At 60.8% G+C, this 13,312-nt stretch carries 12 protein-coding genes; 9 read left to right on the plus strand and 3 right to left on the minus strand.

What is annotated here, in order from left to right:
- Window positions 1-180: 180 nt before the first annotated feature.
- The gene (gene polA, locus GIW02_RS16045) at window positions 181-2,970 is read right to left on the minus strand and encodes a DNA polymerase I (RefSeq protein ID WP_236411333.1); all 2,790 of its coding nucleotides are present in this window, start codon (window positions 2,968-2,970) and stop codon (window positions 181-183) included.
- Between the two features lie 74 nt (window positions 2,971-3,044).
- On the opposite strand from polA, the gene GIW02_RS16050 reads away from it, so the two are divergent.
- Together GIW02_RS16050 and GIW02_RS16055 are read left to right on the plus strand one after the other, a co-directional pair.
- Complete coding sequence (locus GIW02_RS16050) at window positions 3,045-3,335, plus strand: DUF2782 domain-containing protein (protein ID WP_101265162.1); 291 nt, start codon at window positions 3,045-3,047, stop codon at window positions 3,333-3,335.
- A 56-nt stretch (window positions 3,336-3,391) separates the two neighbouring features.
- Window positions 3,392-4,345 (plus strand): homoserine kinase, encoded by a 954-nt coding sequence (locus tag GIW02_RS16055; protein WP_236411334.1) that lies wholly within the window; start codon window positions 3,392-3,394, stop codon window positions 4,343-4,345.
- 111 nt (window positions 4,346-4,456) lie between these two features.
- Here the strand turns inward: GIW02_RS16055 and GIW02_RS16060 are convergent, their stop codons facing one another.
- The gene (locus GIW02_RS16060) at window positions 4,457-5,386 is read right to left on the minus strand and encodes a metal ABC transporter solute-binding protein, Zn/Mn family (protein ID WP_236411336.1); all 930 of its coding nucleotides are present in this window, start codon (window positions 5,384-5,386) and stop codon (window positions 4,457-4,459) included.
- A gap of 58 nt (window positions 5,387-5,444) precedes the next feature.
- Here GIW02_RS16060 and zur point away from each other — a divergent pair, with 58 nt between their 5' ends.
- Genes zur through GIW02_RS16080 form a run of 4 tightly spaced genes read left to right on the plus strand, consistent with a single transcriptional unit; the run spans window position 5,445 to window position 8,250 of the window.
- Window positions 5,445-5,927, plus strand: a complete 483-nt coding sequence (gene zur, locus GIW02_RS16065) for a zinc uptake transcriptional repressor Zur (RefSeq protein WP_026136513.1) — start codon at window positions 5,445-5,447, stop codon at window positions 5,925-5,927.
- Window positions 5,927-6,712, plus strand: a complete 786-nt coding sequence (gene znuC / locus GIW02_RS16070) for a zinc ABC transporter ATP-binding protein ZnuC (RefSeq protein WP_236411337.1) — start codon at window positions 5,927-5,929, stop codon at window positions 6,710-6,712. The genes zur and znuC overlap by 1 nt, the downstream gene beginning before the upstream one ends.
- The gene (gene znuB / locus GIW02_RS16075) at window positions 6,705-7,493 is read left to right on the plus strand and encodes a zinc ABC transporter permease subunit ZnuB (RefSeq protein WP_236411338.1); all 789 of its coding nucleotides are present in this window, start codon (window positions 6,705-6,707) and stop codon (window positions 7,491-7,493) included. Before znuC ends, znuB begins: the two co-directional genes overlap by 8 nt.
- Before the next feature lie 37 nt (window positions 7,494-7,530).
- Window positions 7,531-8,250, plus strand: coding sequence for a PA5502 family lipoprotein (locus GIW02_RS16080; RefSeq protein ID WP_236411340.1), 720 nt, complete (start codon window positions 7,531-7,533; stop codon window positions 8,248-8,250).
- A 58-nt stretch (window positions 8,251-8,308) separates the two neighbouring features.
- On the opposite strand, the gene katE is transcribed toward GIW02_RS16080, so the two are convergent.
- The gene (katE, locus tag GIW02_RS16085; RefSeq protein WP_236411342.1) at window positions 8,309-10,450 is read right to left on the minus strand and encodes a catalase HPII; all 2,142 of its coding nucleotides are present in this window, start codon (window positions 10,448-10,450) and stop codon (window positions 8,309-8,311) included.
- Window positions 10,451-10,715: 265 nt separating this feature from the next.
- Between katE and GIW02_RS16090 the strand changes: the two genes are divergently transcribed.
- The 3 genes from GIW02_RS16090 to GIW02_RS16100 are packed head-to-tail and all read left to right on the plus strand — an operon-like array spanning window position 10,716 to window position 13,219.
- Entirely contained in the window at window positions 10,716-11,723 is a 1,008-nt protein-coding gene (locus tag GIW02_RS16090) for a methionine ABC transporter ATP-binding protein (protein WP_236411344.1), read from the plus strand.
- Window positions 11,723-12,397 (plus strand): methionine ABC transporter permease, encoded by a 675-nt coding sequence (locus GIW02_RS16095; RefSeq protein ID WP_236411345.1) that lies wholly within the window; start codon window positions 11,723-11,725, stop codon window positions 12,395-12,397. Before GIW02_RS16090 ends, GIW02_RS16095 begins: the two co-directional genes overlap by 1 nt.
- Before the next feature lie 51 nt (window positions 12,398-12,448).
- Window positions 12,449-13,219, plus strand: a complete 771-nt coding sequence (locus GIW02_RS16100) for a MetQ/NlpA family ABC transporter substrate-binding protein (protein ID WP_236411347.1) — start codon at window positions 12,449-12,451, stop codon at window positions 13,217-13,219.
- Window positions 13,220-13,312 lie beyond the last annotated feature (93 nt).

Raw genomic sequence — 13,312 nt, forward strand, 5'->3', positions numbered from 1 at the left:
TCTGCCAACACTTAACACAACATAGGAGCATTGAAGGGCTTCACCACCCATTCAGTAACTCTGAGTAGCACTTCACAGGTTAAGTTCCGGCGCGCTCAAAAAACTATTGGAAATAACTGACGGCGAATTCGGTACTAAAGCACTCTGCCACCACCCCGAGTGATGGCAAAACCCCCGAAATCAGTGCGCTTCGTCCCAGTTGTCGCCCACGCCCACATCCACCACCAACGGTACATCCAGCTGCGCAGCGGCACTCATGTGCTCGCGGATTTTCTCGCTGACGACGTCAACCAAGTCCTCACGCACCTCAAGCACCAATTCATCGTGAACCTGCAGAATAACCTTGGCATCCAGGCCGGAGTCGGTCAGCCAGTTGTCCACCTGCACCATGGCTTTCTTGATGATATCCGCGGCCGTGCCCTGCATCGGCGCGTTGATCGCGGTACGTTCGGCGGCGGCGCGCTCCTGGGGCTTGTTGGAGTTGATATCCGGTAGGTACAGCCGGCGGCCAAAGAAGGTTTCGACATAGCCTTGATCGGCCGCCTGAGCGCGCGTGCGCTCCATGTACTCGCGAACCCCAGGGTAACGGGCGAAATACACATCGATATAAGCCTTGGCGGTCTTGGTATCGACGCCGATGTCTTTGCCGAGCTTTTGCGCCCCCATACCGTAGATCAGGCCAAAGTTGATCGCCTTGGCACTGCGGCGCTGATTGGACGTGACCTGCGCCAACTCAACCTTGAACACCTCTGCCGCCGTGGCGGTGTGCACATCCAGGTCGTTGCGGAACGCATTCATCAGCCCCTCGTCCTTGGACAAGTGCGCCATGATCCGCAGTTCGATTTGCGAATAGTCCGCCGCCAGCAGCTTGTAGCCCTTGGGCGCGACGAATGCCTGGCGAATCCGCCGACCCTCGGCGGTGCGCACCGGGATGTTCTGCAGGTTCGGATCGCTGGAAGACAGGCGCCCGGTGGCCGCTACCGCCTGATGATAAGACGTGTGAACACGCCCGGTACGCGGGTTGATCTGCTCCGGCAGACGGTCGGTGTAGGTACTCTTCAGCTTGCTCATGCTGCGGTACTGCATCAGCACCTTGGGCAGCGGATAGTCATCTTCGGCCAGCTTGGCCAGCACCTCTTCCGCCGTGGACGCCTGCCCTTTGCCGGTCTTTTTCAGCACCGGCAGGCCGAGTTTCTCGTAGAGAATCGCCCCAAGCTGCTTGGGCGAGCCCAAGTTGAATTCCTCACCGGCGATCTCGAACGCCTGGCGCTCCAGCTCGACCATCTTGTTGCCCAGCTCAATGCTCTGAACGCCGAGCAACTGCGCATCCACCAGGGCGCCCTGGCGCTCGATACGCGCCAGCACCGGCACCAAGGGGATTTCGATGTCCGTCAGCACGCTGGCCAGGCTCGGGATGGCTGCCAGTTGCGCGAACAGGGCCTGATGCAAGCGCAACGTCACGTCGGCGTCTTCCGCCGCATAGGGGCCGGCCTGTTCAAGCGGGATCTGGTCGAAGGTCAGCTGCTTGGCGCCTTTGCCGGCGATGTCCTGGAAGCTGACGGTGTCGTAGTCCAGGTACTTCTTGGCGAGGCTGTCCATGTCATGACGGGTCGCGGTGGAGTTCAATACATAGGACTCCAGCATCGTGTCGAACGCGATACCGCGCACGGTGATGCCGTTCGCCGGGTCGCCGCCAATCGCGCAGTTGGCCAGAATGTTCATGTCGAACTTGGCGTGCTGGCCGACCTTGAGTTTGCTCGGGTCTTCCAGCAATGGCTTCAGGGCCAGCAAAACGGTATCGCGGTCCAGCTGCTGCGGGGCATCGATGTAGGAGTGGGTCAGCGGGATGTAGGCCGCTTCATGGGGCTGCACAGCAAAGGAAACCCCGACCAACTGCGCCTGCTGGGCATCAATCCCGGTGGTTTCAGTGTCGAAAGCAAACAGTTTTGCGGCGTTCAGCTTTTTCAGCCACGTGTCGAACGTGGCCTGGTCGAGGATCGTGGTGTAGGACGCCTCCACCGGCGCAGCCGGCGCAATCACCTCTTCAACAGCCGGAGCCGCCTCGGTGGATGCCTTGAGCTCTACACGCTTGGCATCGCGCTGAATCTCATCAAACCAGCTCTTGAACTCCAGCAGCGTGTACAGCTCCAGCAGTTTTTCGCGGTCCGGCTCGATCAGGTGCAGGTCGTCCAGGCCTACATTCAACGGCACATCGATCTTGATTGTCGCCAGCTGATAGGACAGGAACGCCATCTCCCGATGCTCTTCCAACTTGGCCGGCAGCGTCTTGGCGCCGCGGATAGGCAAGGTCGGTACGATGTCCAACTGCTCATAAAGCTCTTTGAGGCCGCCGTTCACACCCACCAGCAAGCCGGAAGCGGTCTTGGGACCAATGCCCGGAACGCCTGGAATGTTGTCGGACGAATCGCCCATCAACGCCAGATAATCGATGATCTGCTCGGGAGCGACGCCGAATTTCTCTTTTACGCCCTCGATATCCATCGAACTACCGGTCATCGTGTTGACCAAGGTAATGTGCCCGTCGACCAGTTGCGCCATGTCCTTGTCGCCGGTAGAAATCACCACCGGACGGTCAGCTGCCGCGCTGCTGCGCGCAAGGGTGCCGATCACGTCATCGGCCTCGACGCCTTCGACGCACAGCAACGGGAAGCCCAGGGCGATCACGCTCTGGTGCAACGGCTCGATCTGCACACGCATGTCATCAGGCATGCTTGGGCGGTTGGCCTTGTATTCGGCGTACATGTCATCGCGAAACGTCCCACCCTTGGCGTCGAATACGACGGCAAACGGGCTGTCCGGGTACTGCCTGCGCAGGCTTTTGAGCATGTTCAACACGCCCTTGACCGCACCGGTCGGCAGGCCTTTGGAGGTGGTCAGCGGTGGCAGCGCGTGGAAGGCGCGGTACAGGTAAGAAGAACCGTCCACCAGGACGAGGGGCGCTTGGCTCATGAGCAGGATCAACCTTTTCGGCGGGTCAGGCGCTAGAATAGCCGGACCAATGAAAACAAAGGGACAAGGTTATCATGCGTACATTCAATCGCCTGCTGTTGACTGGCCTGATTGCACTCGCTCCGATGGCTGCCATGGCGGCAGACAGCGCCCCTTCGGGTGACCCGGAAGTGACCATTCGCACGGAAGGCGACAAGACCATCCAGGAATACCGCCAAAACGGTTTCCTGTACGCGATCAAGGTCACGCCAAAGGGCGCACCCCCGTATTTTCTGGTGCGCGCGGACGGAACCGATGCGAACTTCATCCGCTCTGACCAGCCGGATATGCTGATCCCGTCATGGAAGATCTTCGAATGGAAATGATTTCTTAACTTAAATTGGCGCCGCGCCCTGCGGCGCCCGTAATGGCAGTTTTAACCATGTCTGTGTTCACCCCCCTGGCTCGGCCCGAGCTGGAAACCTTTCTCGCCCCTTACGGGCTCGGCCGCCTGCTTGATTTCCAGGGGATTGCTGCCGGTAGCGAAAACACTAATTTCTTTATCAGCCTGGAGCAGGGCGAGTTCGTCCTGACCCTGGTGGAGCGCGGCCCGGTCGCAGAAATGCCGTTCTTCATCGAACTGCTCGACGTGCTCCATGACGCCGACCTGCCTGTGCCGTACGCGCTGCGAACCACTGACGGCGTGGCCTTGCGCGAGTTGAAGGGCAAGCCTGCGCTGTTGCAACCGCGCCTGGCCGGCAAGCACATCAAAGACGCCAACGCCCAACATTGCGCACAGGTCGGTGACCTGCTCGGCCACCTGCACCTGGCGACTCAAGGCGAAAAAGTGCTGGAACGCAAGACCGATCGCGGGCTGGACTGGATGCTCAGCGAAGGCGCGAAGCTGATTTCACACCTGAGCGACGCGCAGCAGCGCCTGCTGCACGCTGCGTTGGCCGAGATCGATGCGCATAAAGCCGACATCCTCGCCCTGCCACGCGCCAACGTGCATGCCGACCTGTTCCGCGACAACGCGATGTTCGAAGGCACACACCTGACCGGCTTGATCGACTTCTACAACGCCTGCTCAGGCCCGATGCTGTACGACGTGGCAATCGCCCTGAACGACTGGTGTTCGGATGCGGATGGCCTGATCGATGGGCAACGCGCCCGTGCGTTGCTGGGCGCCTACGCAGGGTTGCGGCCGTTTACCGCCAAGGAAGCCGAGCTGTGGCCGACCCTGTTGCGCGTAGCGTGTGTGCGTTTCTGGCTGTCTCGCTTGATCGCGGCGGAGTCGTTTGCCGGGCAGGATGTGTTGATCCATGACCCCGCCGAGTTCGAACATCGGTTGGCGCAGCGCCAGCAAGTGACCGTCCACCTGCCGTTCGCGCTCTGAAAATGTGGGAGGGGGCTTGCTCCCGATTGCGGTAGCTCAGTCAACTTATGCATCGACTGAACTTCCGCCATCGGGAGCAAGCCCCCTCCCACCTTAGATCTGCGCTGCGTCTTACAACGATTCCAGGCAACCCGCCAAGTCATTCCCCAGCTTCTCCAGCACCTGCTCATAACCTTGAGCCGTCGCCGGGGTATAACCGCCCAGCGCATCCAACTCCGCCAGTTTCACCGGCAACCCGGCCACCAGCGTTTCAGCCAGACGCGGGCGCAACGGCGGCTCGCTGAACACACAGGTCTTGCCGACTTCCTGCAAACGCGTACGCATCGCCGCCACGTGCTGGGCGCCAGGCTGTACCTCTGCGGCAACGCTGAACACACCGGCATGCTTGAGCCCATAAGCGTCTTCGAAGTAATCGAAAGCTTCGTGGAACACGAAGTAAGGTTTGCCATCAATCGGTGCCAGGCGGGCTTTCAAGCGCGCGTCCAGGGCATCCAGGCGCTCATCGAAAGCCTTCACATTGCTCTGGTAACGCGTGGCATTGGCCGGGTCGGCGGCGCTGAGATCAGACGCCATACGCGCAGCAATCACACGAGCGTTTACGGTCGATAGCCACAAGTGCGCATCCAGGCTACCTGGACGGTGATCGTGGTCGTGTTCGTCGGCATCGTCGGCGTGAGAGTGGCTATCTTCAGCGAATCGACGCAGCTTCATGCCCGGAAGGTCCTGCACGGCCACCGTTGCTGCCGTACGACCCTTCAGCACGCGTGGCAGGAAACTCTCCATATCCGGGCCGATCCAGTACAGCAGGTCCACCGACTGCACGCGCCGTACGTCGGAAGGTCGCAACGCATAGTTATGCGGCGACGCACCCGGTGGCAGCAACACCTCGGGAACGGCCACGCCGTCCTGCACAGCCGCGGCAATCAACTGTAATGGCTTGATACTGGTCAGCACCTTGACCTCAGCCTGAGCGGCACCCGCGATGAACAAACTGGTGACAAAAACGACAAAAACGGGAAAAAGTCGGGACACGATGACCACTCAATGACGTAGGAACGGGTAACATAATAACGTCTCTATCAAATGTCTGTCGCCGCTCATGCCTAAAACACCGCTTGCCAGCCGTCCCCACGACCACTCTCACTGCGTGCATACCGCGCTGTCGGAGGCCGATACTCTGTGCGCACAGAAGGGCTTGCGCCTGACCGCCTTGCGCCGTCGGGTGCTGGAACTGGTGTGGCAGAGCCACAAGCCACTGGGCGCCTACGACATCCTTGGCGTGCTCAGCGAGCAGGACGGCCGCCGCGCCGCGCCGCCTACCGTGTACCGCGCGCTGGATTTCCTGCTGGAAAACGGCCTGGTGCATCGCATCGCCTCCCTCAACGCCTTTGTCGGCTGCAACCACCCGGAACACGCGCACCAGGGCCAGTTCCTGATCTGCCGCGAGTGCCACGCCGCCATCGAGCTTGAGCAAAAAAGCATCAGCGACGCGATTATCAAAAGCTCCGCCGACGTGGGTTTCCGAGTCGAAGGGCAGACGGTCGAAGTGGTCGGCCTGTGCTCGGGCTGCCAGGGGGCTTGATGAGCAACGCTTTAATCCGCCTGGAACAGGTCGGGGTCACGTTTGCCGGGCAAAACGTGCTGGATAACATCGCGCTGAGCGTGGAGCCGGGGCAAATCGTCACCCTGATCGGCCCCAATGGCGCGGGCAAGACCACCCTGGTGCGCGCCGTCCTCGGCCTGCTCAAGCCCGACACCGGCAGTGTGTGGCGCAAGCCCAAGCTGCGCGTGGGTTACATGCCGCAAAAACTCCACGTCGACCCGACCTTGCCGCTGTCCGTACTGCGCTTCTTGCGCCTGGTGCCCGGTGTAGACCGTGCCCGCGCGCAGGCGGCGCTCAAGGAAGTCGGGGCCGAGCAAGTCATCGACAGCCCGGTGCAAAGCATCTCCGGCGGCGAAATGCAGCGTGTGCTGCTGGCCCGCGCCTTGTTGCGCGAACCCGAGCTGCTGGTGCTCGATGAGCCCGTGCAAGGCGTCGACGTCGCCGGCCAGGCCGAGCTGTACAGCCTGATCACGCGCCTGCGCGACCGCCATGGCTGCGGCGTGCTAATGGTCTCCCACGACTTGCACCTGGTGATGAGCACCACCGACCAGGTGGTCTGCCTCAACCGCCACGTGTGCTGTTCCGGCCACCCGGAACAGGTCAGCGGCGACCCGGCGTTCGTCGAGCTGTTCGGCAAGAATGCCCAGAGCCTGGCGGTCTACCACCACCATCACGACCACGCGCATGATCTGCACGGTGCCGTGGTCGACGATCCCGCCGCCCCTCATACCCACGTTCATGGAGATAGCTGCAAGCATGGCTGATTTTCTGCTCTACGCCCTGCTGGCAGGCTTGGCTCTGGCTGTGGTGGCGGGCCCATTGGGCTCGTTCGTGGTCTGGCGGCGCATGGCGTATTTTGGCGACACCTTGTCACACGCCGCGCTGCTGGGCGTGGCCATGGGCTTTTTGCTGGACGTCAGCCCGACCATCGCGGTGACCGTGGGCTGCCTGCTGCTGGCGGTGCTGCTGGTGACCCTGCAACAGCGCCAACCGCTGGCCTCCGACACACTGCTGGGCATCCTGGCGCCCAGCACCCTGTCCCTGGGCCTGGTGGTGCTGAGCTTCATGCACGAAGTGCGCATCGACTTGATGGCTTACCTGTTCGGCGACTTGCTGGCGATCAGCCCGACCGACCTCGCCTGGATCCTCGGCGGCAGCGCGGCTGTGCTGCTGGTGCTGGTCGCCCTGTGGCGTCCGCTGCTGGCGATCACTGTGCATGAGGAACTGGCCAGGGTCGAAGGCCTGCCCGTGCCGGCGCTGCGCATGGCCCTGATGTTATTGATCGCGGTGGTGATCGCTGTTGCGATGAAGATTGTCGGCGTATTGTTGATCACGTCGCTGCTGATCATCCCCGCCGCCGCCGCCCAGCGCCATGCCCGCTCACCGGAGCAAATGGCAATTGGCGCAAGCCTGTTGGGGATGCTGGCAGTGTGCGGGGGCCTGGCGCTGTCCTGGTTCAAAGACACGCCAGCGGGGCCGTCGATTGTGGTTACGGCGGCCGCCCTGTTTCTGCTGAGTTTTGTCCTGCCCCGTCGAGGGGTGTAGACTTGCTCGCTTTTTGCGCAATTAGAGAGTCGCAGGAATGAAGCCGTTCACCTCCCGTTATCTGCTCCTTGCCGCATTTTCCCTGCTGCTGGGCGCCTGTCAAAGCACACCGCCCGTCGCCCCAGAGGCTCCGGACACGCGCGCTGCGGCCATCGCGCAGCTGGAGCAAAACCTGGCCAGCAGTGAACTGGCCACCGCCGAAGATCAGCTTGCCGCCTTGCAGGCACAGTCGCCCAACGACCCGGCTTTGGAGTCCTACCAGCGCCAGCTGGCCGAAGCGTATCTGCAGCGCAGCCAGATCGTGCTGCAAAAAGGCGATGTAAACGCCGCAGCGACTGCCCTGAGCCGTGCCCGCGCGCTGATGCCCAAGGCGCCCGCGCTGACCGGCGGCGTCAACAGCGCCATCAGCCACGCCCGCAAAGCTGAACTGGATAAAGCCGAGGCGGCGTTGAAAGCTGCCGAAGCCAAGCCCGCTGCCAAGGTCATCGACCCGTCAGCGCCCAGCACCACCGTGGCACTGAACCTCACGGATATCGAAGAGCTTCGCCACCAACTGGATGCGATTGCCACCGACGTGGTGAATTACGAGTGCGACGTGAGCATCCAGGCGCCGCGCACCGAGGATTACCCGTGGCTGGCCACGTTGCTGACCAAACGGGTAAAGCGAATTGATTCGGGGTATGACCTGAAGATTCACCGGCAGATTCTGAAGAATATTCCGGCGCAGGTTGTGCTGATTCCGCGCAAGGCGGAGTAAAGCTATCGGGGGCAGGTTCGACTTGCCCCCGATAGCGATCTAACCAACAACCATTGATTTAAGCCGGAATGGCCTTGGCCTTAGGCTCCCGATCCCAGACCCGATGCTGGCCGATCGCGGCAAAAAACGCCTTGAACGCCTTGGCATCCGCACCCACGATCAACCCCGCATCCGTCTCCAGCTTGAGCAGATCCAGCAATGGCTTCGCGTCATTGGCAACGGCAATCGCCTTGAGGTGCTTGTACGCCTCGAGCACGTAATGCAACGCCACGCCATCGCCGCTCAGCGCTTTCACCGACTCTTTGCCACCGGGGATAAACACTGCGTCGAACGCAACCGACGGCAAACCCTCCATCGACGCATCCACCGGCAGGCTCTTGCCATCCGCCGTGGTCACCGGCGCCGATGTTGGCCCCAGCAATTTGGCGTGTGCACCTTCGGCCTCAAGCGCTTTTTTCAACGCGGCAATCGCGGCCCCGTCCACACCATTCGCCGCCAGGATCGCGACCTTGCGGGTTTTGATGTCGCCGGGCAACAGGTTGGCCTGACTCAACGCCGGCGAACGGGCCAACGCGGTTTCGCGCTCTGGCACCGTGCCTTTTTTGGGCACCGGCAAGCCAAGGTTCTGCGCCACGCGCTTGGCCAGCTCCAGGTCGATATTGGCCAGGATCTCATTGACCTGACGGGCGCGAATGAATTCACGCTCAACCTTGCCCAACTCAAAACTGTAGGCGGCAATGATGTGCTCTTGCTCGTGCTTGCTCATGCTGCGAAAGAACAGGCGCGCCTGGGAGAAGTGGTCGCCGAACGACTCGCTGCGCTCACGCACTTTGTGGGCGTCGATGCGTTCGTGATACGTCTCAAAACCACCGTCCTGCGCGGCAGGCGGAGTTTCTTTCGGCCAACCGCCGTCAATGGAGTTCGGCTCATACGCCGCGCGGCCTTTGTCGATGGTGGTGCGGTGCATCGCATCGCGCTGGCCATTGTGATACGGCGCCACCGGGCGGTTTATCGGCAACTCGTGAAAGTTCGGGCCACCCAGTCGGCTGATCTGCGTGTCGGTGTAGGAAAACAGCCGACCTTGCAGCAACGGATCATTGGAGAAGTCGATGCCGGGTACAATATGGCCTGGGCAGAACGCAACCTGCTCGACCTCGGCGAAGAAGTTATCCGGGTTGCGGTTGAGCACCATTTTGCCCAGCGGCGTAATGGGCACCAGCTCTTCCGGGATCAGTTTGGTAGGGTCAAGGATGTCGAAATCGAAGGCATGCTCCTTGTCCTCGGGAATCACCTGCACACCCAGTTCCCACTCTGGGTAATCGCCCATTTCGATGGCTTCCCACAGATCGCGACGGTGGTAATCGGTGTCTTTACCGGCGAGCTTTTGCGCTTCGTCCCACACCAGCGAACAGGTGCCAGCTGTAGGGCGCCAATGGAATTTTACGAAGTTGGAAGTACCTTGGGCATTCACCAGGCGGAAGGTGTGCACGCCAAACCCCTGCATGCTGCGCAGGCTTTTTGGAATGGCGCGGTCAGACATTGCCCAGATCACCATGTGGGCAGATTCGGGCTGCAGCGAGACGAAATCCCAGAAGGTATCGTGGGCCGATCCGCCGGTAGGAATTTCGTTATGCGGCTCAGGCTTAACGGCGTGTACAAAGTCAGGAAACTTGATCGCGTCCTGGATGAAAAACACCGGCATGTTGTTGCCCACGAGGTCGAAGTTACCTTCGTCGGTGAAGAACTTCACGGCAAAGCCGCGCACGTCACGCACCGTATCGCCGGAGCCACGCGGGCCTTGCACGGTGGAAAAGCGCACGAATACCGGGGTTTTATGCCCTGGGTCACGCAGGAATCCGGCCTTGGTCAGCGCCGAATGGTTTTCATAGGATTGGAAGTAGCCGTGGGCGCCGGTGCCCCGGGCATGCACGATGCGCTCGGGGATACGCTCATGGTCAAAGTGCGTGATTTTTTCACGCATGATGAAGTCTTCAAGTAAAGACGGGCCACGGGCGCCGACTTTCAAGGTGTTCTGGTTATCGGAAATCTTGACGCCTTGGTTGGTACGCAGGGCCTGGCCGGTCGCGTCGGAACGGAACTCCTCCAGGGCCTGCAACTTGGCGTTGGTATTGCCACGGTCCAGGGTGTCGGTGCCCGCAAGTTCACTCTTAGGCGGGGTCGCTGGCTTCTTGGTACTCATCAGTCAAAACTCCTTATTCAAATTGGCCAGAGCGGTCCCCGGCTCGTTTGAGCAAAACCCCAGGCACGGCACCTGGGAAATCGAGTTGCTTAACTAGTGACTGATGGGGTTTTGGGCCGTTCCTTTTTTATGACCTTTGATCGCGTTATTGCCAAATCGCTGGTTGAATGCGAAATAAATGCTAAGAAACACTATACGGACAGGCTAAAATGCGCGCCCGGCTAACCGCTGATCCCTTTTCCATGCGCCCCACAAGGTTCGCTACGTGATCGAGTTTCATAACGTCCATAAAACCTACCGCGTCGCCGGTAAGGAAATCCCCGCGCTGCACCCCACCAGCCTGCGCGTCGAAAACGGCCAGGTGTTTGGCCTGATCGGCCACTCCGGTGCGGGAAAAAGCACCCTTTTGCGTCTGATCAATCGCCTGGAACAGCCAAGCGGCGGTCAGATCCATGTCGACGGTGAAGAAGTCACCGCGCTGGACGCCAACGGCCTGCGCCGTTTCCGTCAGCAGGTCGGGATGATTTTCCAGCACTTCAACCTGCTGGCCTCCAAGACCGTCGCCGACAACGTGGCATTGCCGCTGACCTTGGCCGGCGAGTTGTCCCGCAAGGAAATCGACCTGCGCGTGGCAGAATTGCTCGCCCGTGTCGGTTTGTCTGACCACGCCAAAAAGTACCCGGCGCAGTTGTCCGGCGGTCAGAAGCAGCGCGTCGGCATCGCCCGCGCCCTCGCGACCAAACCCAAGATTTTGCTGTGCGACGAGGCCACCAGCGCCCTCGACCCACAGACCACCGCCTCGGTCCTGCAACTGCTGGCCGAGATCAACCGCGAGTTGAAGCTGACCATCGTGCTGATCACCCATGAAATGGACGTGATCCGCCGCGTATGCGACCAGGTGGCCGTGATGGACGCCGGCGTGATCGTCGAGCAAGGTTCGGTGGCCGACGTGTTCCTGCACCCCAAGCACCCGACCACCAAGCGCTTCGTGCAAGAAGCCGAGCAGGTTGACGAAGGCGAGCAGCGTGATGACTTTGCTCACGTACCCGGCCGCATCGTGCGCCTGACGTTCCAGGGCGAAGCGACCTACGCACCGCTGCTGGGCACCGTCGCACGCGAAACGGGTGTGGACTACAGCATCCTCGCCGGTCGTATCGACCGCATCAAAGACATCCCCTACGGGCAACTGACCCTCGCCGTCACCGGCGGCGACATGGAAGCCGCGTTTGCGCGCTTCACCGCCGCAGACGTCCACATGGAGGTGCTGCGCTAATGGAAACCCTGTTGAGTTTCTTCGCCAATATCGACTGGTCCGAAATCTGGCTGGCCACCGGCGACACCATGACCATGCTGTTCGGTTCGTTGTTCTTCACTGTGGTGCTGGGCCTGCCGTTGGGCGTGCTGCTGTTCCTGACCAGCCCGCGCCAACTGTTCGAACAAAAGGGTCTGTACGCGCTGCTGTCGCTGATCGTGAACATCCTGCGCTCGCTGCCGTTCATCATCCTGCTGATTGTGATGATCCCGTTCACCGTGTTGATCACCGGCACCTCGTTGGGTGTGGCGGGCGCGATTCCGCCGCTGGTAGTGGGTGCGACGCCGTTCTTCGCGCGCCTGGTGGAAACCGCCTTGCGTGAAGTCGACCGCGGCATCATCGAAGCCACGCAGTCGATGGGCGCCAGCACGCGCCAGATCATCACCAACGCGCTGCTGCCCGAAGCACGCCCTGGCATTTTCGCGGCGATTACAGTGACGGCTATTACACTGGTTTCCTACACGGCCATGGCCGGTGTGGTCGGTGCCGGAGGCCTGGGTGACTTGGCGATCCGTTTCGGTTACCAGCGTTTCCAGACCGATGTCATGGTGGTCACCGTGGTGATGCTGTTGGTACTGGTGCAAATTCTGCAAACCGTCGGCGACAAGCTGGTGGTGCATTTTTCTCGAAAATAACGGCCATTGCCGGCCATAAGCCGGCCAATGCCCGAACAAGGAGCTTGTTGGATGAAAAAACTACTGGTTGCTTTCGCCGCCGTTGCCGCGTTTTCCGCCCACGCCGAGACCATCACGGTCGCTGCGTCGCCGGTGCCCCACGCGGAAATCCTCGAATTCGTGAAGCCTGCACTCGCCAAAGAAGGCGTGGATTTGCAGGTCAAGGTGTTCACCGATTACGTGCAGCCGAACGTGCAGGTGGCTGAAAAGCGCCTGGACGCCAACTTCTTCCAGCACCAGCCGTACCTGGATGAGTTCAACAAAGCCAAGGGCACTCACCTGGTGAGCGTCGGCGCTGTGCACCTGGAACCGCTGGGCGCTTACTCCAGCAAGTACAAGAAGCTGGACGAGCTGCCAAGCGGCGCTAACGTGGTGATCCCGAACGACGCCACCAACGGCGGCCGTGCGCTGTTGCTGCTGGCCAAGCACAACCTGATCACCCTGAAGGACCCGACCAACATCCTGTCGACCATCAAGGACATCACCGGCAACCCGAAAAACCTGAAGTTCCGCGAACTGGAAGCCGCCACATTGCCGCGCGTGCTGACCCAGGTCGACCTGGCGCTGATCAACACCAACTACGCCCTGGAAGCCAAGCTGGACCCTTCCAAGGATGCATTGGTGATCGAAGGCAACGACTCGCCTTACGTGAACATCCTGGTGACCCGCGACGACAACAAGGATTCGGACGCAGTGAAGAAGCTGGTTGCTGCCCTGCATACGCCTGAAGTGAAAGCGTTCATCCTCGAGAAGTACAAAGGCGCGATTCTGCCGGCGTTCTGATCTGACTCGATCTCCAGCACACTGAAGATCAAAAAATGTGGGAGGGGGCTTGCTCCCGATAGCTGAGTGTCAGTCACTGCATCTGGTGACTGA

Origin of the sequence: Pseudomonas syringae (assembly GCF_021606685.1) — a bacterium.
GTDB classification, from domain to species: Bacteria; Pseudomonadota; Gammaproteobacteria; order Pseudomonadales; family Pseudomonadaceae; genus Aquipseudomonas; species Aquipseudomonas syringae_R.